Consider the following 21,965-nt stretch of genomic DNA (forward strand, 5'->3'; position numbering starts at 1 on the left):
CTGGCGCAGTAAGTTGACGAGATTACGCCTTCTTCCATGACGAATTCATCGTCAGCTGCCAGGCTGTTGTTACTATTTTGTATCAGTACGACACAATTTCAGACAACCTGGAGTCATGATGAAAGGAACTTTACCTCTGCTGGCGCTGCTGCTGTGCGGCTGCGGCGCACATAATTCCCCTTCCAAAGTTACCGCGCCTGGCGCACCCACCTCTACGCAAAAGCAATTGCTGGATACCGGCGCGGCAGCGCTACAATCCCGGCCGCCCATTGACGCCATTAATGCTTATCTGGATGGTTTTCACTTTTACAATGGCGATCATAATGGCCAGATGGAAGCGCACCACTACGTGACTATTTTAAACGATGATGTGATGCAGGCGGTTATTTATGATGGCAATACCCGTGATGCAAAACTTATGGGCGTTGAATATATCATCAGCGAAAGGCTGTTTAAGACGCTGCCGCCGGAAGAGAAAAAGTACTGGCACAGTCATCAGTATGAGGTGAAATCAGGCACGCTGATAGCGCCCGGCCTGCCGCCGGTTGCGGAGAAAGCGCTGATGAAGCGTATCGTTAATACCTACGGCAAAACCTGGCATACATGGCATACGGATCGCGACAAAACGCTGCCGCTCGGCATTCCGGCGCTGATGATGGGCTTTACCGCCGATGGGAAGATGGATCCGCGTTTGCTAACCGATCGCGATAAGCGCTTTGATGTGGATAGCAAAAAAATTCGGGAATCGCGCAAAGATATTATTGCGCATCCGGTGGCGGCCGGTGCCAATGCCTGGGAAAAAGGTGACACCGTACAGTTAAAAAGCGTTAAAGGCGGGGGCGATATTGCACACGGAGAGACGCGTTTTACCACTTCGGAGCAGACCCGTAGCGGCAAGCTCTGAATGATACGCTGGCCATTAGAAATAGTGGCCAGCGCTGAGGATTATTAAAGAGATCCACCCGCCATTAAAGTTTCTTCCCGGCATGCTGATAAAGTTTATCTCTGGCCAGGTTTTTCATTTTTACTTCACACATAATATCGAAATCGCGAAAAGACAAAGCCCAGTCGTTCAGCGTGTCGTTAAAATAGTAATCAGAATGCGCGCGCAGTTTGGTCCGCGCTACGCTTAATTCACGTTGATCGGGAAATCCCGTCTCAGGAATAATACCTTCCTGCGAGACGGAATAGTGTAATACCGGGCGAACGCCGCGCCAGGAAGCGATGATTTGCGCAATGCGCGGATCGTCCGGCTTGATAAACTCATTCTCTTTTACCCAATGGTGATGAATATCCAGCACTATCGGACAGAGATCTTTTGCCTGTAAAACATCATCCAGTGAACAGGATATTTCATCGTTTTCCACCGTCAGCATATTTTTAGCCTGCGGGCTAAGCTGCTGGAAAGCGGCTTTAAAACCTTCAAAGCCCCCTTTGCCATTCATATGGATATTGATTTTGAAATCCTGAAAATGCTTACCGTACCCCATCAGGCTGGCGCACAAGGCGTGGTATTCCACATCTTCAATAGCGCGCTCTACCACCAGCGGATTATCGGACGCCAGCACGGAATATTGGCCGGGATGGAAAGAGAGTCTGATAGCATTATCCCTGGCAAAGTCGCCACACTTTTTAAACAGCGGATACAGATCCGGCAAAAACGCTTCGTACAGTTCCCCGGCTTCCGGGACCGTATATAAAGGCAGCAGATCGCTTCCCAGACGCATCATTCTCAACGCCTCCGGCTGCTGCTGCAGCGCTTCCAGCGTCAGATAAAGATGGTTTAAATTATTATGCGAAATCTCGCTGATAAGCCTGAGCCGCTCTTCTTTATTCAGGCTCAAAAATCGGGTGCGCGTGGTGGCTCTGAATGGAAAAGGCTGTTTAGCATCAGCGTTAAAAAATTTACAAGCAAAGCCCAGTTTCATGATTTCTCCTGTTGATACACCAGTATTGAGTGTAACAACTCACGGAGAATTTGCGGGCCGAAGCCCGCCGGACGCGCGGTTTTTCGCCAGCCTTCAACGCCTCAGGCGTCTTTATCAGCTGCTTAGTAATAGCAAGGGCTGCTCGAACAGGCGGACAGTTTGGCGCATGATTGCTTCACCGAGCCGTCAGGAATGATTTTACAACGAGTCCCTGTTTCGAGCTGCCCTTGATGTCTTACGCCAGGCCCACAGTAACTTTCAACGTCGCCCTCAATGCGCTGGCATCTGCGCTGGCATATTTAATACTTTCCGTTTTCCAGCCACGGCTTCCGGTTTTACCACCGATGCCGCATTGCCCCAGCTGTTACGCAGATATGTCGCCGCGGCTGCTACCTGCTCGTCCGACAGCTTCCACGCAAACGCCGGCATCGCGCCGCTGGTCGGGTTGCCCTCGGTCACCGCGCCGCGCCCGCCCTGCAGGATGGTAGAAATGATTGAAGAGGCATCTTCCGCCTGCAACCCAGGGTTTCCGGCAAGGCTGGCGGCCAGATTCGGAATACCTTTTCCGTCGCTGTTATGACATGCCGCACAGTTGGCAGAGTAGACGTTCGCGCCCATCTTCATTTGCGCATCGTCAGCCGCCAGCGGCTGAGGTTTTTGCGTCCCTGAATCTGGCTGCGACTTCAGGTAAACCGCTATCGCCTGCAGATCTTCCCTCGTCAAATGCTGCGTCGAATTGGTTACCGCCTCTGCCATGGGCCCGGAAGCGACAGCGACATGGTTGCTGCCCAGCTTAAGGTAATCGGTAATCTGATCGACACTCCAGCCGCCAATGCCGGTATACCTGTTGGACGTAATATCCGGCGCATGCCACTCTGACAGGTTACTGCCCTGTAGCCAGGCATCACGGTCGCCGCCAAGCAGGTTTTTCGGCGTATGGCAGGCACCGCAGTGTTCCAGTCCTTCGACCAGATAAGCGCCGCGATTCCACTGTGCCGAACGGCCCGCATCAGGCTTAAAGCCGCTGTTCTTATAAAACAGCAGGTTCCAGCCCATCATTGCCAGACGAATGTTATATGGAAAGCCCAGATCGGTTTCCGGCACCGCATAGTGAACCGGCTTAACAGAACGCATATACATCCACAGATCGTGCATGTCCCGGTCGCTGACCTTTACATAGGCGTTATAAGGCATAGCAGGATAAAGATTCTCGCCCTCTTTGCCCTTTCCGTGGCGCACGGCGCGATAGAAATCACGCTCGGTCCAGTTGCCGATCCCCGTTTCCTTATCCGGCGTAATGTTACTGGCGAAAATGCCGCCAAAAGGCGTACTGATTGCGTAGCCTCCGGCAAACGCATCTTTACTTTCCGGTGCCGTATGGCAGGCAACACAGTCACCGGCAATAGCGATATACTTCCCACGCGCCACTGCGTCAGCATCGGCCGCGCCCGGCGGCTGGCTGGTCAACGTCTGGTTATCTGCCACATCATCCGCACTGGCGTCCCCGTTCTGCCACAGCAGGCCGGCCGCCACGGCAGCGGCGATAAACGCCACGCCGCCCAGCATTGTTGTCTTTTTCATCTCACACCTTTACCAGCGGGCCTGGATTTTTCAAATACTGTTCAATAATCGCTTTTGCCGTCCACAGGCTTAGCGCGCCTATGGTGCCCGTCGGGTTGTAGCCCGCGTTGTTTGGGAACGAGGAAGCGCCCAGCACAAACAGATTGTGCATGTCCCAGCTCTGCTGATAGCGATTCAGTACGCTGGTTTTCGGATCGGTGCCCATGACCGCGCCGCCGATGGTATGGTCGCTGGCGAAGTTATACGGCGAATAGTTGCCGGAGGCGGAATTGGTGCCGATCACCGTTTTGGCGCCCATCGCTTTACCCAGCTCCACGCTTTTCTCTTCGATAAACTTCGCGGAACGGCGGTCGTTCTCGTTGTAATCGAAGGTCACGCGCAGCAGCGGATTACCGTTGTCATCAACGTATTCCGGATCCAGGTCCAGGTAGTAATCTTCATGAGAAAAACTGGTTCCCTGGCCAAAAATGAAGGTGCCGTTCTGGAAAGCATGCGTATAGGCTTTTTTCCACTCTTTGCCCCAGCGCGGCGTACCTGGCGGCAGCACGTCGGCGTTACCGATCGGACGAGCCCCGCGTGCTACTACCAGAATGCCCGCGCCGCCGATAAAGCCCATACCGCTATGGTCAAAGTTGTCGCCGTTGAAATCGTCAACCTGCTGAGAAAGCGCACCGGCACCGATATACTGATTCAGATACTCATTTTCAAAAAACAGACTTGCACCAGAAACGGTCTGGAAACTGTAGGCACGTCCTACCACGCCGGTTTTGCTCACCGGATCGTAAGGCTTGCCGATTTTAGAAAGCAGCAGCAGGCGCACGTTCTGCATCTGGAAAGCGGACAGCACCACAATATCGGCTGGCTGCTCCCACTCTTTTTTATTACGATCGATATAGGTTACGCCCGTTACCGTTTTGCCATCTTCCGCTTTATTGACGCGCACGACCGCAGAATCGGTCAGCACGGTAAAGTTTTCACGCTGCATCAGCGCCGGAATGACGCAGGCGTTCGGGCTGGATTTGGAAAAGTTGCCGCAGCCGTAATAAAGGCAGTAGCCACAATAGGTACAGGGCCCCATCCGCACGCCAAGCGGATTGACGTAGGCGCGGGAAGCCTGCCCGGCCGGTACCATAAAAGGATGCTGGCCGAGGGATTTAGCCGCGTCGCGGAAAATATCCGTCAGGCGCATGCTTTCCAGCGGCGGTAGCGGGTAATCACTGCTGCGGTTGCCTTCAAACGGGTTACCGTCCGGCACGACCTCGCCGTTTAGCTTGCCCGCTTTTCCGGAAACGCCGGCGATTTTTTCAAAGCGATCGTAGAAAGGCTCCAGCTCGTCATAGGTGACGCCCCAGTCCTGTAGGATTAACCCTTCGGCAATCTGTTGTTTACCGTAGCGCTCGACGGTCTGGCTATAGGGCTGAAAGTCCCATGGCGTAAAGCGCCATGCCATACCTGCCCAGTGCGTACCGGAGCCGCCAACGTTGTAACCCAGCTCGTTCAGGTTCCAGTCGCGGGTCGGTAGCGCTTGCTGAGTACGATTATTACGGAAAGTAGTGGTTTCTACGGCAGGGGGCAGTAGCATGCTGCGGCGAGTATCCCAGCGCAGTTCATCTGTATCTACAGAAGGCGGGAAATCGGTCGCGGTTTCAAACCACGGGCCGCGCTCAATGGCTACCACATTTAATCCGGCGCGGGTCAGCTCTTCAGCGATCAAAGAGCCGCACCAGCCCAGGCCGACGATAACAACATCAGCTTTTGGACGTACATTATTCATTTATTAACTCTTAATTCAGAGGGTGTTATCAATCAGGCTGGTGGGAATAATATTCAGCTTCTTGCCTTTCTTGCTCAGCATGTCGCGGAAATCATAGCGCGCGCCGGGAAAGCCGATCATCTTCCAGCTGGTCATCTCTTTATTTCCGCCGTAAATCGGATCGGAAAGAAAACCTTCCCGAACGTTTTGCAGCAGCAGTTCAAAAAAGACTTTAGTATCCACCTCTTTTCCCATATCGAACTTGTCCGCTTCCATCGCGTGCAGAACGGTTTCCTGCATATCCGGCGCAAGATCGATAAAGTTTTTGCCGTACTGCTTTTGCGTTGCGCTATCCAGAGCAGCAAGCCCCTGACGATAACGTTCCGCAGGCGTCAGCGGTGACTGCGTCCCCTGTTCCGGCGTTCCTTTGACAAAGCGCCCAAGCCGATAAAGCGCGGCGGCACGACCGTAATCACCGGCCAGCTGCCTGTCGATAAAGGTAGCGCAGCCCGCATCCTTTCCGCTCAGGCTGCTTTCGTCTGCAGGAATAAAGCGTTCAGCAATAGCGCCCACGGTAGCGAACTCGTGCGGAGTAAAGTATTGCAGGCCGCCCTGTTTTGGCGGGGTTGGCGGAGTATGAACTTTGCCCGGCTGCCACGGTTGGCCGCCGCTAATCACCTCGGCCTGTGCGCGAGGTATAGATGAGGCTACGCCCAGCGCAACCACTGAGGTAAGGAACTCTCTTCTTTTCATAAATTCCCTGCGGATAAGTTGATCACATTGCGATATCGTTTTTAGAATAATTTTTTTTGATAATTGCTTAATGTAATTATCAAATCAGAGGCTTTTTGTTTACACGACAAGAATGTATTTAATAAATAATTAACATCGGCGGCAGGATAATTTTTTGCAGCAGCCCAGAAAAGGATTGCGTTGATGGTTTTACATCATATTAAGATGAGCGTCTTATTTTTCAGCAAAGCGTCGTTTTCTTCACCGTAATAGCGCAAAGAACCGCGCCCTGCCTGCATTCCGTCCGGTGCGTTAGTGACAATAAACGGAGTCCGCTTCCGGTTTTTTCCAGCTTGCCAGAAGCGTCAGGCTGCGCATACTATGCCGCCGTCCGCAGCGTGCGGACAGGAACCGCTGATGGGTGGACGATGAAGAAGTTAACATTACAGATGCTGGCCGAGCTGGCGGGCGTTGGCGTTGCCACCGTCGATCGGGTACTCAACGATCGTGGCGGCGTATCGCCTGCTACCACGCGCAAAGTTTTACAAGCTGCGCGTGAGGCTGGCCTGAAGCGGCTATTACCGGAAGAGTATCGCCAGCCCTGGCAAATTGAGGTCTTTCTCAGCGGCAATCCCTCTTTTTTCTTCGATACGCTGGCCAGCGATTTCTCTACGGTAGCAAGCCAGCTGGGCTATCAGCGCCTGACGCTACACCGTACCTATATCGCAGAATCACAGCCTGAAAGGCTGGCGCAGCGTATGATGGACGCCTGTGAAAACCGCGACGGCCTGATTGTTTTTGGGCACGATTATCCGGCGATCCACGATGCGCTGGCCTGCTGCCGTGCCAAAGGCGTACCGGTAATCACGTTAGCAACCGATATTCCGCAGGCGCAGCGCCTTTGTCATGTTGGTATCGATCAGTATCAGGCAGGCAGAACCGCAGGTTTGCTGATGAGTAAATCGCTGCACGACGCCGGAGAAGTCATTATGCTTAGCGGCCGTATTGATTATCGCGCCCATCGCCAGCGTATTGAAGGCTTTCGCCAGGCTATGGCGCAACGCGCGCCGCAAATTCAGTTGAAAGAAGTGCTTTCCGGCCACGATCGGCGCGAAGTTATTCGCGTTTTGTTTGAACAGGCATTGCGTAAAACGCAAAACGTGGTGGGTATTTATAATACGGGGGTCGGCAATAGCGAAATTAAAGCTTTGCTACAACGTCATAATTTACGCAGCACGGTTATTACGCACGAACTTTATTCTGTCACCCGGCAGATGCTTCAGGCCGATATGGTTTCTTATACCCTTGATCAGAATGCGCCCGCGCATGCAAGACTGGCGCTGGATTTATTACTTCGTCATCTTGAAGTAGGTTATCAGCCCGATCTTTATCAGGATGGTAACGTCGCTTTTAAAATTATTACCGCTGAAAATATGGGTACATTTTCTGCAATGTAAAATAAACTGTTGTAACAATATAAAAAGCCCACCCTTACCAGGAATAGTCTTAAAAAAGTAACAGAGCTTTTAAATCAGCCGGTTATTATATAAATTCGGGAATAATCTGACCGTAAAAACTGGAGGAACGCCCTTGCAAGACGGTCTGCTCATCAGCGTTGGCGAACGCGTTCGCCTCTATCGTAAACGTAAACAGCTGAGCCAGGTTGCTCTCAGCGAACGCAGCGGCATTGATCGAACCTACCTCAGCGATATTGAAAACGGCAAACGGAATATCAGCCTGCTGACGCTAAATAATCTGGCTAATGCGCTGGATGTCCCGATTGAAATGTTAGTTTCTCGTCCGCCTGTGGTGTTTTAACGGCCAGCTTTGTTCTGCGGAAATTCTTATTTTTGCTCCTTTACGGCCTTTCATTCTTTAACGCATTCTTCTCCTTCCCTGCGTAACGCCAAACTTTACCTATACTTTTCAGTCAGCAGCCTGATTAATCGATTCAGGCTACGTCTTTCCATATATAACAAGGGACGTTGAGTGAAAAATAAAACCTATCATTCCCCCGTGCGCAAAGAAGGTTTTGCTGGTCTGGGCGACTATGCCGCCATCGGTGAAGGACGATCTGTTGCCTTAATTGCGCCAGACGGTTCTATTGACTGGTGGTGTGCGCCTAACCTTGATTCGCCACCGCTTTTCGATCGTATTCTGGATCCCGGGATCGGTGGCTTTTTTCAGCTGGAACCTGAGGACGACTACAGCGTTAAGCGTCATTATCGCGAAGACAGTAACGTGCTGGAAACGGTTTTTACTACCGAAACCGGCTCGGTGCGGCTCACTGAATCGCTGAACAGTTCGGCGGCCGGGCGTCTGCCCTGGAGCGAGCTGGCACGTCGCATTGACGGCATTGATGGCAAAGTTAAGCTGAAGCTGCATCTTAAGCTTGGTACCGTAGCGGAAACCCGTTCGCCATGGGCAGCAGATACGAATCAGGGTACGGTTTTTCATATTGGCGATCTGATGACCATGCTGCGTACCAGCGAGGACGTTAAGATTACCCATCGTTCCGATGAAGCTATCAGCGGCCGGTTAACCACCTCGCCCGGTTCACATTCGATGGTGGCGCTGCTGGCAAGCGAGAAAGAGCCGCTGGCCGTGCCTAATCTGGCCGACATCGACGACAGGATTGAAACCAGCCATGCCGCCTGGCGCGACTGGGTTGGTCACCTCTCTTATAAAGGTCTTTTTACGCCGCATGTAAAACGTTCCGCCCTGTCACTCAAGTTCCTCTGGTATTCACCAACCGGCGCGCTGGCTGCGGCGGCAACCACCTCACTGCCCGAAGGTATTGGCGGCGAAAAAAATTACGACTACCGCTATGCCTGGGTACGCGACGCCTGCCTGATTATTAAATCCTTCGTCTATCTTGGCGCACTGGAGGATTGTAAAGCCGCCTTCTCGTGGCTGACCCACACCATTATTCGCCACGGCGTCAAACTGCGCGCCTGCTACACGCTCGAAGGTGACGTAGTGCCGGAAGAGACTTATTTGCCGCTGCGTGGCTATGAGGATTCGCTGCCCGTACGCGTGGGTAATAATGCGCGCGATCAGGTTCAGCTCAGTATGTACGGCGACATGCTCGCCACCGCGCTCCTGTTTATCGAAGCGGGTCACGTGCTGGATATCGCCACCTCGCGCATGCTTGGCGAGCTGGCAAACTGCTGCGCCGACAGCTGGCGCCAGAAGGATTCCGGCATCTGGGAACTGCCGGAAGAGCAGCACTATACCCATTCGAAAATGGCCTGCTGGCTGGCGCTGGATCGGGCCGTAGCGATGGCCGATGGCAAACATATCGAACCGACCTGGGTTGATCGCTGGCAGCGCGAGCGCGATCGAATCCGCGACTGGATTGAAGACCACTGCTGGTCCGAAGAGCGCCAGGCCTATCTGTTTTATGTCGGCAGTGACGACCGGCTGGATGCCTCGCTGGCGCTGGTGCACCACTACGGTAATACCGTAAACCCTAAACGCATGCTGGCAACCTATGACGCCATTCATCGCGAGCTGGGCCACAATAGCGCCATGCTCTATCGCTACAGCGGCGTAGAGCAGGAGGAAAGTACTTTTGTCGCCTGCTCGTTCTGGCTGGTGGAAGCCTGGGCCTCAATGGGCGAAACCAAAAAGGCCGAAGCGGCGATGAATGAAATTCTGGAAGGCATCTGCGATCGCGGCAACGTCGAAATCTTCAATGAAATGTTTGATACGCGTACGGGCAGCTGGCGCGGTAATTTGCCGCAGGGGCTGAGCCATCTTGCGCTGGTCTGCGCGGCGCAGGCTTTGACTGTCGCTAACGAATAAGGAGGTTCTGTGAGCAATAAACCATTAAACCTGACGCCGGACGAACGGGCCGAACTCGTTCTGCAGGCGATGACCACCGAGGAAAAATTCGCCTGGCTTTCGGGACCGATGGCGATCCCTCTGGGCGACGAGCCGCTGCCGGAAGGCGCTATCGGTTCAGCCGCTTACTACCCTGCCATTCCCCGCCTGGGCATCCCCGCGATGCAGCAGTCGGACGCCAGTCTTGGCGTTTCGGCGTTGGGCAACATACGTCCCGGCGATAATGCGACCGCGCTGGCTTCCGGCCTGCTGCTGGCCGCAACCTTTAACCCGCAAATGGCTGAAGAAACCGGGAAGCTGGTTGGACGCGAAGCCTTTGCTAAAGGTTTTAACGTACAGCTTGCCGGTGGCGCGAACCTGATCCGGGAACCGCGCGGCGGCAGAAACTTTGAATATCTTTCCGAAGATCCCTTGCTGACCGGCATCATGGCCGGGCACTCCGTGCGCGGTATCCAGTCTGAGCACGTGGTATCGACCGTTAAGCACTTCGCGGTCAACGCGCAGGAAACCGGCCGCGTGGTGGTCAGTTCAGATCTCAGCGAGGCGGCAATGCGTGAGTCCGACCTGCTGGCGTTTGAAATCGCCCTGGAGATTGGTCAGGCTGGCGCAGTGATGCCGGGATATAACCTGGTGAACGGCACGTGGGCGTCGGAAAACGACTTTCTGCTGAATAAAGTACTGAAAGGCGACTGGGGCTATCAGGGCTGGGTAATGTCCGACTGGGGCGCTACGCACTCGGCGGCCAAAGCCGCGCTGGCGGGACTGGACGTACAGTCGGGCGCCAATCTGGATAAGCAAGCCTGGTTTGATAAACCGCTGCGCGAGGCGGTGGCATCCGGAGAAGTGCCTCAGGCCCGCATCGATGATATGGTGCGGCGCATCTTACGCAGCCTGTTTGCCGTGGGCGCAATCGACTATCCCGCCAGACCGGGCGGAGATATTGATTATATGGCACATCGGCTGCAGGCACAGCGCGAAGCGGAACAGGGAATTGTACTGCTGAAAAACGCCCGGGCACTGCCGCTGCCCAAAGGTGCCAAACGGCTACTGGTGGTGGGAGCCCACGCTGACGCTGGCGTACTGGCCGGAGGCGGCTCCTCTTCCGTGACGCCTGTAGGTAGCCTCCGTTTGCCTGGCGTTGATTTTATGGGAATTGCTACCGATAAAATTTATCATCCTTCGTCCCCTCTGCACGCAATCCGCGCGGAATCAGGCGCGGCAGAGGTCGACTACGCCAGCGGCGAAGACGTCAGAAAAGTGACCGAGCTGGCACAAAAAGCCGATGCGGTTATTTTCTTTGCCGAAGAGTGGCGTTCCGAAGCGCTTGACGCTGAGGGGCTGGCGTTAAGCGACGAGCAAAACCAGCTGATTAGCAAGCTGGCCGCCGTTAATAAAAACACGGTCGTCGTTCTGGAAACCGGCGGCCCGGTAACGATGCCGTGGCTTGACGAAGTGGCGGCGGTACTGGCCGCCTGGTATCCCGGCTCTGGCGGTGCTGAAGCGATTGCTGGCGTGCTGTTTGGGCGCGTCAATCCATCAGGTCGCCTGCCGGTAAGCTTCCCCGCCAGCGAACAGCAGCTGCCCAATCCTGAACAGCTGGATCCTGCTACGACCACCTCAATGCCTGGCGTACCGGTTAAAGGCGATATCGTGCATATCAATTATGATATTGAAGGCTCGGACGTGGGCTATCGCTGGTATTCGCGCACTCAGCAACCCCCCCTGTTCCCATTCGGCTTTGGTCTGAGCTATACCACTTTTGACTGGCGCGATCTCAAGGTGACGCGGAATGCAGCAGCAATCGAAGCGTCGCTCACCGTTACCAATTCCGGCGAGCGTGGCGGTGCCGATGTGGTACAGCTTTATATTCAGCCAAAAAACAAAGCGTATGTGCCGCGACTGGTCGCTTTTGCGCGCACGGAGCTGGCTCCGGGCGAAAGCCGGGTGGTGACGCTAACGCTGGAGCCAAAAGTGATTGCCTGTTGGGATACGACGCAATCCGCCTGGCAAATTGCCCAGGGCGACTATGACATCGTTGCCGGCCGCCATGCGGAAGATGTTCGCCTGCAGGCTGACCTGACGCTGGCGGCGCAGCAGTTCAGTTATTGAGCCGCCCTGAAAACACCTTCTGACGCCGAAGCGTGTCTTTGACCCCTTCCCGTCAATATTGTGATAAATATTGACGGGCTTAACCTCATGCCGTCAGGCAGCCTATGGTCGCCCTTCATAACCGTCCCGATAAACAGACGCCATTGCCTCCGTCAGAATTTTACGTTCCAGCGCTGGCTTATCCGCACTGTAGACCTGCTGCAGGAATCGATGCTTGACCGTTTCCTCCGGGAATTTTTCCGGGTCGAGATAGCTGGCTACCTTCTCTTCCATTTGTGCCCTCGATAAACCCGCGGCACGATCTTTTACCCCCTGATCGTAGACGATTTGCAGGCATGGACGCATCTGGCGAATGCTGTCAGCCAGCAGCAGACGGGTATGGGGATCGAAGTTAGCTTCAGAGAGCTGATGCGCGACGTGGACCGCGTGCCGATCGACGCTGCTTTGTGGGGCACAGGCGTTTAAAAACAGCACCAGCAGACAGAGCCATAAATAGGGTAAAATCATTTTCATTATTCCTTCCTTGTTTAATTATTCCTTGTTTTTCAGCGAACCGATTTAAATAAATACCGTCGCTGAGTCTTATTATTTCATCTGTTTCGCACGCCTGGCCTGTTGATTTTGGTTAAAATGTGAGCTCTCTCGATAATTTTATTTACCCTGGTCCTGTTTGCTGAAGGTAAGCCGCTGCTTTTATCTATGAGCTGAAAATAGCAACGGCAACGGTCCGCATAACATTTTCAGCTAAGTTTATGCCTTTTACTCGCTAAGCCAATGCGTAACGATTTGCTATGTTGCCCTGACTGATTTTATTTACGGGGAAAAGCATGAAAAATTATCTTGTTAGCGGCGTTGCCGCTTTGGTACTTGCGGCTATTGCTCAACCGGCGCTGGCAGAAACTCAGCCGGAGACCGTCAATATTGGCTATCAAAAGGCCAATATTTTTGCCCTGCTGAAATATCGCGGCACGCTGGACAGCGAATTTAAAAAACAGGGAATCAGCGTGCGCTGGGTAGAATTTCCCGCCGGGCCGCAAATGCTGGAAGGATTAAACGTGGGCAGTATCGATCTGGCCGCTACGGGTGACGCGCCACCCGCCTTTGCTCAGGCCGCACAGGCCGATCTGGTTTATCTGGGGCATTCGCCTGCCAATCCACAAACGGAAGCTATTGTGGTGCCGCAGAATTCAACAATTAACACCGTGGCCGATCTGAAAGGCAAACGCGTGGCGTTAAATAAGGGTTCGGACGTTAATTACCTGCTGATCGCCGCGCTGGAAAAAGCGGGATTAAGCTATAAAGATATCAAGCCGGTCTACCTGCCGCCAGCCGACGCCCGTGCGGCCTTTCAGCGCGGCGCGGTCGATGCCTGGGTTATCTGGGATCCCTATTATGCCGAAGTTGAAACCAATGCTAAGGCCCGGCTGGTAAAAAATGCTGAAGGTCTGGTGCCGCACTACACCTTCTACCTTGCCAGTCGTAAATTTGCGGAAGCACACCCGCAAACGGCGGAAAAAGTATTAACCGAGTTGGGCACGCTGAGCGACTGGGCCAATAAAAACCCGCAGGAAACGGCAAAAATCTTGTCCGCCTCTACGGGCCTGCCGCAGCCTGTCTGGCAGCGAGCGATTGCCAGAATGCCCTTTGGCGCAGAAAGAATGACGCCGGAAGTGTTTAAAGAGCAGCAGGCGCTGGCCGATAAGTTCACGCAAATCGGGCTGCTGCCGGTAAAAATAAACGTTAACAGCGCCACCTGGTCGCTGGATAAAAAATAAACTCGTTTACCATTTCAAGACCAGTCGATAGCGTCAGTACTGACTACCCTGGCATAAACTCCAGGTGACAGTGTCACTTATAGCGTTCGCTTTCTGGTTCCGACCTGCATCATGGACGATGCAAATGACTGTTCACAGGCTATCGCCCCAGGACAAGGATTCACGCCAGCACGCCCGGGGATCAACAGCAATAGCAGCGGGCGGCGCAAGGCCACCCGTGATGTTTTTTGATGCACGGCGTGCCGTTATTTAACTTCAGCGAGTTCCGGCGCTTGTACCGCATAGCGGTTAGCTTTAAACGGAATGCCTAAGCGAGCACGCAGCGTTTTTTCGTCTGACGGTTGCCAGTAGCCGCGTTCCGCCAGCACGGGCAGCACGTAGCGCGTAAAGTCGTTAAATGCCTCAACCAGTACCGGCCCGCTGATGATAAAGCCGCTCGCGCCGCCCTGTTCTACCCAGGTGATCAGCGCGTCGGCAACCTGTTCCGGCGTGCCAAAAAATTCCCCGCGCGGTAACGTGGTTTCATAAGCAATCTGGCGCAGCGTCAGGTTGCCTTCCCGCGCGCGGCGCTTGATGCTGTCGGTAGTGGAACGGAACGTATTTTGCCCCAGCTCACCGATTTCCGGAAACGGTCCATCAGGATCGTACTGGCTAAAGTCGTGATGATCGAAGAAACGGCCTAAATAGGCCAGCACGTCATCCAGCGAGAGCAGCGACAGCAGATGCTGATATTTCGTTTCGGCCTCTTCTGGCGTCCTGCCGATTATCGGACTGATGCCCGGGAAAATAGCCGCCGGATCGCGGCCGTTGCTGGCTGCGCGCAGCTTGCGTGCGTAGGTTTGCGCTTCTGCCAGCGCCCGCGCGTTGGTAAAGACCGCATCGGCGGATCTCCCGGCCAGCTCAATTCCTGTATCGGAGGCGCCCGCCTGAAAAATAACCGGCTGGCCCTGTGGTGAACGCTGAATATTTAGCGGACCATCGACCGAGAAAAATTTGCCGTGATGGTTGAGCTTATGCAGTTTGGCAGCGTCAAAGAACACGCCGCTGTCGCGATCGCGGACAAAAGCATCATCCTCCCAGGAATCCCACAGGCCCTGCACCACGTTGATATACTCTTCGGCGATTTCATAACGCAGCGAATGCGCAGGATGAACCTTGCCAAAGTTTTTTGCCGACCCCTCCAGCGGCGAGGTCACCACGTTCCAGCCCGCACGACCGCCGCTGATATTGTCCAGGGTTGCCAGCTGACGGGCAACGGTAAAGGGATCGCTGTAAGAGGTCGAGATGGTTCCGGCCAGCCCTATCTGCTGCGTCACCGAGGCCAGCGCCGACAGCAGCGCGATCGGCTCAAAACGGTTAAGAAAATGGGGCAGCGATTTTCCATTGATATGCAGACCGTCGGCGACAAAAACAAAATCGAAACCGGCCGCTTCTGCACGCTGTGCTAAATCGGTAAAGTAGCGAAAATTGACGCTGGCATCGACTGGCGCGCTGGCGTGACGCCAGGAATTCATATGGCCGCCCGCGCCTTGCAGCATCAGGCCAAACTTAATGGATTTGCTCATTCGATCTCCTTATTGCTGGCCTGCCAGCAGAGTAATGGAACGCAGACGCCGATCGGGATTATTTAGCGGCGTATGCAGAATAAATTCATCCACGTTCAGGCTTTGATGCAGCGCGGCCAGCTTCTGGTGAACCGTTTCGGCGGTGCCGTGCAGCACGTTCAGCGCCTGTTTTTCGATGCGGTAATCGACCGCGCCCGCCTGACGCACAAAGGCCTGCGCCTGCGCTTCGCTGCCGACGGTAACGTGTCTGTCGCCAAGGATGACGCGGTAGTTGTGCTGCTCGGCCAACAGCGAGGCGGCCTCCTGTTGCGTATCCGCCGCCACCGCCGCCAGGCTAATCAGCGCCTTGCCCTTGCCATACTCCTGAAAGGTCAGCACCGCTTCGCGCATCGTCTGTTCATCAGCGTTGATAAAACCGGCGTACACAAAATTCCAGCCCAGCTGCGCAGCCAGCCTGGCGCTTTCCGGGCTGGCACCCAGTAAAAAACGCTGCGGCTGATGGGGCGGCACCGGAAGCGCTCTGGCCACTTCGCCAGCAGACGGAGACGCGGCGGCGTTCAGATAGTCGGTTAATTCCGCCAGCTGCGAGACGAAGTCTTTTTTCCCGGCCAGCGCACCCTGTAAGGCTTTAGTCGACAGCGGTAATCCGCCCGGCGCTTTGCCGACGCCCAGGTCAACACGGTCATCAGCCAGCGACGCCAGCAGATGAAAGTTTTCCGCCACCTTATACGGGCTGTAATGTTGCAGCATCACGCCGCCGGAGCCGATGCGCAGACGGCGGGTATGCGCCAGTAGCCAGGCTATCAGCACTTCCGGCGAGCTGCCCGCCAGACGCTCGTTGTCGTGATGTTCTGAAACCCACAGCCGCCGATAGCCAAGCCGTTCCGCCTCGCGGGCAAAAGCCAGCGTGGCCGCCAGTGCGGCCTGCGGCGTTTGTCCTTCCGCGACCGGACTTTGATCTAAAAGACTTAATTGATAAGGCATAATAAATTCCCTCTGGATGCTTACAGCGAGAATTTCATATAAAAACGGCAGGGCTAAATATTAAATACAGCTTTGCATTTGCATTATTTAATATTAGAAAGAAAATTATCGCTCCTTTTAATCTCGCCATAATCAATTGTTATTTCCCGCTATCTTTATTTGTTTTTGCTGTTTTACTTCAATTCCGCCATCCGCAATAGTGCACAAAAAACACATCGCAGGGAAAAAGGATGAATAGCAACCGCTTAACCACGCTGGCATTTTTGCTGGGCCTTAGCCTGAGCGCGCAGGCCGCGCCGGGTATCGACTTGATTGCCAATGAAAAACCTGTTCATGCCCCGTTAAATCCGCAGGCGGCTTCCCTGATCCCGGCTGATTATAAATTTGTGACGCCCGGCACGCTGACGGTGGCTACGGCGGTATTAGGCAGCGCGCCGCCGTTTGGCCTGTTTGCGCGCGATAATAAAACGGTGATTGGTAGCGAAGCGGATATTGCTCGCCTGGTAGCGGATGGACTGGGATTAAAAGTGAAAATTGTTCCGGCCGCCTGGGAAGACTGGCCGCTTGGCGTGACTTCCGGAAAATATGACGCGGCTATTTATAATATTACCGTGACTAAAGATCGCAAAGCGCGCTATGACTTTGCCACCTATCGTAAAGATAACATCGGTTTTTACGTTAAAAGCACCAGCAAAATTACCAAAATAGATTCCGCACCGGATATCGCCGGGAAGCGCATTATTGTTGGCTCCGGCACTAACCAGGAAGCGATTTTACTGGAGTGGGATAAAGAAAACCGCGCTAAAGGCCTCGCCGCCGTGCAGCCTCTTTATGTCACCGACGATGCTGCCGCCACGCTGGCTCTTCAGTCCGGACGTGCCGACGCCGCTTTCGTTCCTAACCCAACCGGCGCCTATAAAGCCAAGCTCACCGGCCGAACCAAACTGGTTGGCGTGGTGGCGGGCGGCTGGCCAAAAACCGCTAACGTCGCCGTGACGCTGAAGAAGGACGGCGGCCTGGTGCAGGCCGTGCAGGCTTCGCTGAACAGTGCTATCGCCAACGGCAGCTATGCCCAGGTGCTGGAACGCTGGGGCGAGAGCGTCGATAAAATTGAACGTTCAGAAATCAACCCGCCGGGCCTCGGCGACTGATTTCGGGAGCAGCAGATGATTGAAGATACCTTTATCCATACCACGCCGACCGACCCGCTCATTGAGCCAATTATTGATGGCTTATTCCAGGAATATCGTGACCGCTATGGCGACTATTTTGGCGAGCAGGAAGAGGAACCACTGGATCTCTATGCACCACCGCATGGCGCTTTTATCGTACTGTTGCGCCATGAAACCCCCATTGCGATGGGTGCCTTCAAGCGTTACAACGTCACTACTGCCGAACTGAAACGTATCTGGACGCACCGCAGCATGCGCCGTCAGGGTCTTGCGCAAAGAGTGCTGGCGGAACTTGAGAGGCTGGCCACGCTGCAAGGTTATGAATCGGTATTTCTGACTACCGGCTTTCGCCAGCCGGAAGCGGTCAGGCTTTATCTGTCGCACGGCTACCAGCCGCAGTTTGACACCAGTGTCGATCCGGAACGCTATTCACAACCGCCTTTCGATGGTCGCTTACCTTTTACCAAAACGCTGCTCAGGCAGCCGGTTAAACGCAGCGCGTAAGGAAAGCGATGAGAAATCCCGATTATGATGCAGGCCGCGCTGAACCTCACGTCCACGCCGAGCACGCTACCTTAAGAGTTGTTCCGGCACGCTATCCGTGGCGACTGGTGGGCGCGCTGTTTGCGCTGTTTATCATTGCCGGAATTGTGCAGTCAGTTGCCACCAATCCGCGCTGGGAATGGAACGTATTCGCCCAGTGGTTTTTCGATCCGGCTATTTTAAGCGGGCTAGGCAAAACGCTGCTGCTAACGCTTTTTGGCACGCTGTTTGGTTCGGTTCTTGGCACCGGCCTGGCGCTGGCACGGCTCTCCAAATCCTGGCTATTAAAGACGCTGGCCTGGGCCTATATCTGGCTGTTTCGCTCACTGCCGCTGCTGCTGGTTCTGATTATTCTGTATAACTTCTCTTACCTGTACGATAGCCTGTCGCTGGGTATTCCTTTTACTTCTCTGGTGTTCTTTACCCACAGTACCACCGACCTGCTGGATCAGTTTTCGGTTGCCGTACTGGGGCTGTCGCTGGTTCAGGCGGCCTATACCGCGGAGATTATTCGCGGTGGTATCGCCGGGGTCGATCCAGGCCAGCATGAAGCGGCTGCCGCGCTGGGATTGCCACCGCATCGTCGTACTTTCCGCATTATTCTTCCCCAGGCGTTGCGTGCAATCTTGCCGACCGGCTTTAACGAGGTGATTAGCCTGGCTAAAGGCACTTCAATTGTTTACGTGCTGTCGATGCCGGAACTGTTTTATACCGTTCAGGTTATCTATAACCGTACGCAGCAGGTTATTCCACTGCTGATGGTCGCCAGCATCTGGTATCTGCTGATCACCACCGTGTTATCCGTGCTGCAACACTATGTCGAACACTATTTTTCGCGCGGCGTAGTGCGGCAGGTTTGCCCCGCTCGCTTTCCGTTTTTTCGCCGCGCGGTGCCCAACGCTGAAGGAGAATCGTGATGTCAGAAGCGCTTGAGTTATATCCACGTACCGCATCGGCACAGGCCAGCGTGGGAAAAATTGAGATCGCCAATATCAGCAAGCGTTACGGCGCGTTTACCGCGCTGGACGACGTTAGCCTGACTATCGAACCCGGCACGGTAACGGTGATCCTCGGCCCTTCCGGCTCCGGTAAGTCAACGTTACTGCGCACCATTAATCATCTGGAGCGCGTCGATGAAGGCTTTATTCAAATTGATGGCGACTATGTCGGCTACCGTCGTAAAGGCAACAAACTGTATGAGTTAAAAGAGCGGGCGATTCTGAAACAGCGCATTCAGGTTGGCTACGTGTTTCAGAATTTCAACCTGTTCCCGCATATGACCGTGCTGGATAACATTATTGAAGCCCCCATTGTTCACGGGCTGCTGACGCGGCGTGAGGCTATCAACAGAGCTTTTGAGCTGCTGGATACCGTTGGCCTGCGTGAAAAAGCGCACGCGTGGCCGCGCCAGCTCTCCGGCGGCCAGCAGCAGCGTATCGCTATCGCCCGCGCGCTGGCGCTGAACCCTAAAGTCATGCTGTTTGATGAGCCAACTTCCGCGCTGGATCCGGAGCTGGTTGGCGAGGTGCTGGAAGTGATTAAAAAACTGGCCAACTCCGGCGTCACGCTGGTGGTGGTCACGCATGAAATCGGCTTTGCCAGACAGGTTGCCGACCGCGTGGTGTTTATGGTCGACGGCAAAATTGTTGAAAGCGGTAGCGCCGATCGGGTGCTGAATCGCCCTGGTCACCAACGTACAAAACGCTTTCTGGAACGCGTCCTGTAGGAGGAAAAGATGGATTTTGAGCAGCAGTTAATTGCCTGGCGGCGGGAACTCCATCAGCATCCGGAGCTGTCCGACAGGGAATTTGCCACGACGGCCCGGATCCGCCAATGGCTACAGCAGGAAAACGTTCGCGAAATCGATTTTGGTCTGAAAACGGGCGTAGTGGCAGAAATGGGTTCAGGTGAACCGCTGATCGCGCTGCGTGCCGATATTGACGCGCTCCCTGTCGAGGAAGCCGTTTCCTCATCGTTTAAATCGGTCAATACCGGTGTGATGCATGCCTGCGGCCACGATTTACATACTTCCGTTATGCTGGGCGCGGCACGCCTGTTGAAGGCCAAAGAGCAATCGCTACCGGGCCGCGTGCGCATTCTGTTTCAGCCTGCCGAAGAGATTTTTACCGGGGCTAAACAGGTGCTGGCCGCTGGCGCATTAAAAGGCGTGCAGGCCATTTTCGGTATGCATAACGCACCTGATACGCCGCTCGGTACGCTGCGCACGCGCGGCGGCGCTTTTTATGCCAACGTAGACCGCTTTACCATTCAGGTTACCGGAAAAGGCGCGCACGCGGCTCGTCCGCAGGAAGGCATTGATACTATCGTCACTGCCAGCGCCATCGTTACCGCACTGCAAACCCTGCCCAGCCGTACCTACAGCTCGCTGGAATCAGTAGTGGTCAGTGTTACGCGCATCAGCGGCGGCAATACCTGGAACGTGCTGCCGCAGTCCGTTGAGCTGGAAGGCACGGTACGCACCCACAATGATGCTATTCGCCAGCATATTCAGCCACAGATGCGCCAGCTTATTGCAGGCGTGGCCGCCTCAATGGGCGCAGAAGCGGAGCTTATCTGGCAGGCTGGCCCGCCCGTGCTAAACAATACGCCGGAATGGGCAGAATTTTGCCTGCAGGCGGCGGTAGAAAGCGGCTACCACGTTGAGCCCATCGGACCGCAAATGGGTGGCGAAGATTTTGCCTTCTATTTGCAGCAGATCCCGGGCGCTTTCGTCAGTATCGGCAGCGCCAGTCACTATGGCCTGCATCATCCGGGCTTTGCGCCAGATGAAGCCATCCTTGCGCCTGCCGCTCATTATTTCAGTGAATTAGCCGTGCGCGCGCTGGAAAAAGTTTCTGCTTCCGAGCGACAGCCTGTCACGGTTTAGCGCTCTTTATCATCGGCAACACAAGGAATTAACCATGGCCGACGCTTTTTTCTCACGCCGTTCCTTTCTGCAAAAAACAGGGCTAATCATGGCCGGCACGGTGCTCGCTCCAGCCTTTTCTCTCCGGGCGGCCGAGAGCGACAAATTAACAACCGTCAAGCTTGCCTGGGGACAAACCGCCGTTTGCCAGGCGCCCATTTCCGTAGCGCTAAAACAGGGCTTCTTTAAAAAATATGGCCTGAACGTCGAACCGGTGAATTTTAGCGGGCCAACCGATGCGCTATTGCAGGCCATTGCGACCGGCCAGGCAGATGGCGGCATCGGCATGGCGCTGCGCTGGCTTAAGCCGCTGGAACAAGGCTTCGATGTCGATCTGACCGTTGGCACACACGGCGGCTGTATGCGGCTGCTGGCCCCCTCTTCAGCCGGTATCAACAGCGTGCAAGACCTGGTGGGAAAAAGCGTGGCGGTCACCGATCAGGCCAGCCCGATCCGCAATTTCTTTGCTATTAAGCTGGCAAAATTGGGTATCGATCCTGATAAGCAGGTGAACTGGCTACAGTATCCCGCCGACCTGTTTGGCGAAGCGCTGCGTAAAGGCGAAGTTCAGGCGCTGGCAACGGACGATCCGCAAGGCTGGCTGATCAAGCATCGTGACGGCCTGATTGAAGTGGATAATAACCTCAATGATGACTACCGTCAGATGACCTGCTGCGTGCTTGGCCTGCGTGGATCGCTGGTGCGCGATAATCCTGAAGTAGCCCGGGCCATTACTCAGGCGATTGTGGATGCCCAGCAGTGGACGGCCGATAACCCGGCGGAAACGGCGAAGATCTTTGCGCCTTTCGTGCCGGGCCAGGTGCCGATTGCTGATATCACCGCCATGCTTCGCGAACACACGCATCAGCACCATTCCACCGGCGAGCAGCTGCGTAAAGAAGTTGCCGTCTACGTTGACGAGCTGAAAACCATCAACGTTATCCGCCCGGATACCAATGCCCGCCTGTTTGCCCAACACTATGTACCGGACCTGCTGCCTTCATCACATTCACAACATCATGCTATGGGCTAACGACTTTAAAGCCGTTAG

Annotated in this window: 19 protein-coding genes; 12 read left to right on the forward strand and 7 right to left on the reverse strand. The window is 54.7% G+C overall.

Going from position 1 to position 21,965, the window contains the following annotated elements; genetic code table 11:
- Positions 1–118: 118 nt before the first annotated feature.
- Positions 119–904 (forward strand): OBAP family protein, encoded by a 786-nt coding sequence (locus ACMGGR_RS10280; protein WP_414148949.1) that lies wholly within the window; start codon positions 119–121, stop codon positions 902–904.
- Between the two features lie 64 nt (positions 905–968).
- Here the strand turns inward: ACMGGR_RS10280 and ACMGGR_RS10285 are convergent, their stop codons facing one another.
- The 4 genes from ACMGGR_RS10285 to ACMGGR_RS10300 form a co-directional block, all read right to left on the reverse strand.
- Positions 969–1,928, reverse strand: a complete 960-nt coding sequence (locus tag ACMGGR_RS10285) for a UV damage endonuclease UvsE (RefSeq protein WP_414148843.1) — start codon at positions 1,926–1,928, stop codon at positions 969–971.
- A gap of 270 nt (positions 1,929–2,198) precedes the next feature.
- A complete protein-coding gene (locus tag ACMGGR_RS10290) occupies positions 2,199–3,509 on the reverse strand; it encodes a c-type cytochrome (RefSeq protein ID WP_246759376.1) in 1,311 nt (436 codons plus the stop codon).
- A 1-nt stretch (position 3,510) separates the two neighbouring features.
- Positions 3,511–5,283, reverse strand: coding sequence for a GMC family oxidoreductase (locus ACMGGR_RS10295; protein ID WP_414148844.1), 1,773 nt, complete (start codon positions 5,281–5,283; stop codon positions 3,511–3,513).
- A 15-nt stretch (positions 5,284–5,298) separates the two neighbouring features.
- Positions 5,299–6,015: a gluconate 2-dehydrogenase subunit 3 family protein gene (locus tag ACMGGR_RS10300; RefSeq protein ID WP_246759374.1), complete on the reverse strand. Its 717-nt coding sequence runs from the start codon at positions 6,013–6,015 to the stop codon at positions 5,299–5,301.
- Between the two features lie 407 nt (positions 6,016–6,422).
- Here ACMGGR_RS10300 and ACMGGR_RS10305 point away from each other — a divergent pair, with 407 nt between their 5' ends.
- The 4 genes from ACMGGR_RS10305 (at position 6,423) to ACMGGR_RS10320 (ending at position 11,949) form a co-directional block, all read left to right on the forward strand.
- Positions 6,423–7,451 (forward strand): LacI family DNA-binding transcriptional regulator, encoded by a 1,029-nt coding sequence (locus ACMGGR_RS10305; protein WP_246759373.1) that lies wholly within the window; start codon positions 6,423–6,425, stop codon positions 7,449–7,451.
- 133 nt (positions 7,452–7,584) lie between these two features.
- Complete coding sequence (locus tag ACMGGR_RS10310) at positions 7,585–7,812, forward strand: helix-turn-helix domain-containing protein (RefSeq protein ID WP_246759371.1); 228 nt, start codon at positions 7,585–7,587, stop codon at positions 7,810–7,812.
- Positions 7,813–7,983: 171 nt separating this feature from the next.
- The gene (locus ACMGGR_RS10315; RefSeq protein ID WP_414148845.1) at positions 7,984–9,801 is read left to right on the forward strand and encodes a glycoside hydrolase family 15 protein; all 1,818 of its coding nucleotides are present in this window, start codon (positions 7,984–7,986) and stop codon (positions 9,799–9,801) included.
- Between the two features lie 9 nt (positions 9,802–9,810).
- Positions 9,811–11,949 carry a beta-glucosidase gene (locus ACMGGR_RS10320; RefSeq protein ID WP_414148846.1) on the forward strand — a complete coding sequence of 713 codons (2,139 nt, stop codon included), beginning with the start codon at positions 9,811–9,813 and terminating at the stop codon, positions 11,947–11,949.
- Between the two features lie 102 nt (positions 11,950–12,051).
- On the opposite strand, the gene ACMGGR_RS10325 is transcribed toward ACMGGR_RS10320, so the two are convergent.
- Positions 12,052–12,462 (reverse strand): Exc2 family lipoprotein, encoded by a 411-nt coding sequence (locus ACMGGR_RS10325; RefSeq protein WP_414148847.1) that lies wholly within the window; start codon positions 12,460–12,462, stop codon positions 12,052–12,054.
- Between the two features lie 314 nt (positions 12,463–12,776).
- On the opposite strand from ACMGGR_RS10325, the gene ACMGGR_RS10330 reads away from it, so the two are divergent.
- The gene (locus ACMGGR_RS10330; protein WP_246759367.1) at positions 12,777–13,724 is read left to right on the forward strand and encodes a sulfonate ABC transporter substrate-binding protein; all 948 of its coding nucleotides are present in this window, start codon (positions 12,777–12,779) and stop codon (positions 13,722–13,724) included.
- A gap of 245 nt (positions 13,725–13,969) precedes the next feature.
- Here the strand turns inward: ACMGGR_RS10330 and ACMGGR_RS10335 are convergent, their stop codons facing one another.
- Positions 13,970–15,289, reverse strand: coding sequence for an LLM class flavin-dependent oxidoreductase (locus ACMGGR_RS10335; protein ID WP_414148848.1), 1,320 nt, complete (start codon positions 15,287–15,289; stop codon positions 13,970–13,972).
- Positions 15,290–15,298: 9 nt separating this feature from the next.
- Complete coding sequence (locus ACMGGR_RS10340; RefSeq protein ID WP_414148849.1) at positions 15,299–16,273, reverse strand: MsnO8 family LLM class oxidoreductase; 975 nt, start codon at positions 16,271–16,273, stop codon at positions 15,299–15,301.
- 230 nt (positions 16,274–16,503) lie between these two features.
- Between ACMGGR_RS10340 and ACMGGR_RS10345 the strand changes: the two genes are divergently transcribed.
- Genes ACMGGR_RS10345 through ACMGGR_RS10370 form a run of 6 tightly spaced genes read left to right on the forward strand, consistent with a single transcriptional unit; the run spans position 16,504 to position 21,947 of the window.
- Positions 16,504–17,424, forward strand: a complete 921-nt coding sequence (locus ACMGGR_RS10345) for an ABC transporter substrate-binding protein (protein ID WP_414148850.1) — start codon at positions 16,504–16,506, stop codon at positions 17,422–17,424.
- Between the two features lie 15 nt (positions 17,425–17,439).
- The gene (locus ACMGGR_RS10350) at positions 17,440–17,949 is read left to right on the forward strand and encodes a GNAT family N-acetyltransferase (RefSeq protein WP_246759362.1); all 510 of its coding nucleotides are present in this window, start codon (positions 17,440–17,442) and stop codon (positions 17,947–17,949) included.
- Between the two features lie 8 nt (positions 17,950–17,957).
- A complete protein-coding gene (locus ACMGGR_RS10355; protein WP_414148851.1) occupies positions 17,958–18,905 on the forward strand; it encodes an amino acid ABC transporter permease in 948 nt (315 codons plus the stop codon).
- A complete protein-coding gene (locus ACMGGR_RS10360) occupies positions 18,905–19,714 on the forward strand; it encodes an amino acid ABC transporter ATP-binding protein (protein ID WP_414148852.1) in 810 nt (269 codons plus the stop codon). The genes ACMGGR_RS10355 and ACMGGR_RS10360 overlap by 1 nt, the downstream gene beginning before the upstream one ends.
- A 9-nt stretch (positions 19,715–19,723) precedes the next feature.
- Entirely contained in the window at positions 19,724–20,875 is a 1,152-nt protein-coding gene (locus ACMGGR_RS10365) for an amidohydrolase (RefSeq protein WP_414148853.1), read from the forward strand.
- A gap of 34 nt (positions 20,876–20,909) precedes the next feature.
- The gene (locus tag ACMGGR_RS10370; protein ID WP_414148854.1) at positions 20,910–21,947 is read left to right on the forward strand and encodes an ABC transporter substrate-binding protein; all 1,038 of its coding nucleotides are present in this window, start codon (positions 20,910–20,912) and stop codon (positions 21,945–21,947) included.
- Positions 21,948–21,965 lie beyond the last annotated feature (18 nt).

This window comes from Erwinia sp. BNK-24-b, assembly GCF_047456155.1.
Lineage (GTDB): Bacteria > Pseudomonadota > Gammaproteobacteria > Enterobacterales > Enterobacteriaceae > Erwinia > Erwinia phyllosphaerae.

Excerpts from the sequence above, each read along its gene's own strand:
- ACMGGR_RS10340 (WP_414148849.1), bottom strand. The coding sequence starts at position 16,273 with ATGCCTTATCAATTAAGTCTTTTAGATCAAAGTCCGGTCGCGGAAGGA.
- ACMGGR_RS10295 (WP_414148844.1), bottom strand. The coding sequence starts at position 5,283 with ATGAATAATGTACGTCCAAAAGCTGATGTTGTTATCGTCGGCCTGGGC.
- ACMGGR_RS10355 (WP_414148851.1), top strand. The coding sequence starts at position 17,958 with ATGAGAAATCCCGATTATGATGCAGGCCGCGCTGAACCTCACGTCCAC.
- ACMGGR_RS10350 (WP_246759362.1), top strand. The coding sequence starts at position 17,440 with ATGATTGAAGATACCTTTATCCATACCACGCCGACCGACCCGCTCATT.
- ACMGGR_RS10345 (WP_414148850.1), top strand. The coding sequence starts at position 16,504 with ATGAATAGCAACCGCTTAACCACGCTGGCATTTTTGCTGGGCCTTAGC.
- ACMGGR_RS10285 (WP_414148843.1), bottom strand. The coding sequence starts at position 1,928 with ATGAAACTGGGCTTTGCTTGTAAATTTTTTAACGCTGATGCTAAACAG.
- ACMGGR_RS10370 (WP_414148854.1), top strand. The coding sequence starts at position 20,910 with ATGGCCGACGCTTTTTTCTCACGCCGTTCCTTTCTGCAAAAAACAGGG.
- ACMGGR_RS10330 (WP_246759367.1), top strand. The coding sequence starts at position 12,777 with ATGAAAAATTATCTTGTTAGCGGCGTTGCCGCTTTGGTACTTGCGGCT.
- ACMGGR_RS10360 (WP_414148852.1), top strand. The coding sequence starts at position 18,905 with ATGTCAGAAGCGCTTGAGTTATATCCACGTACCGCATCGGCACAGGCC.
- ACMGGR_RS10305 (WP_246759373.1), top strand. The coding sequence starts at position 6,423 with ATGAAGAAGTTAACATTACAGATGCTGGCCGAGCTGGCGGGCGTTGGC.
- ACMGGR_RS10325 (WP_414148847.1), bottom strand. The coding sequence starts at position 12,462 with ATGAAAATGATTTTACCCTATTTATGGCTCTGTCTGCTGGTGCTGTTT.
- ACMGGR_RS10300 (WP_246759374.1), bottom strand. The coding sequence starts at position 6,015 with ATGAAAAGAAGAGAGTTCCTTACCTCAGTGGTTGCGCTGGGCGTAGCC.
- ACMGGR_RS10365 (WP_414148853.1), top strand. The coding sequence starts at position 19,724 with ATGGATTTTGAGCAGCAGTTAATTGCCTGGCGGCGGGAACTCCATCAG.
- ACMGGR_RS10280 (WP_414148949.1), top strand. The coding sequence starts at position 119 with ATGAAAGGAACTTTACCTCTGCTGGCGCTGCTGCTGTGCGGCTGCGGC.
- ACMGGR_RS10290 (WP_246759376.1), bottom strand. The coding sequence starts at position 3,509 with ATGAAAAAGACAACAATGCTGGGCGGCGTGGCGTTTATCGCCGCTGCC.
- ACMGGR_RS10335 (WP_414148848.1), bottom strand. The coding sequence starts at position 15,289 with ATGAGCAAATCCATTAAGTTTGGCCTGATGCTGCAAGGCGCGGGCGGC.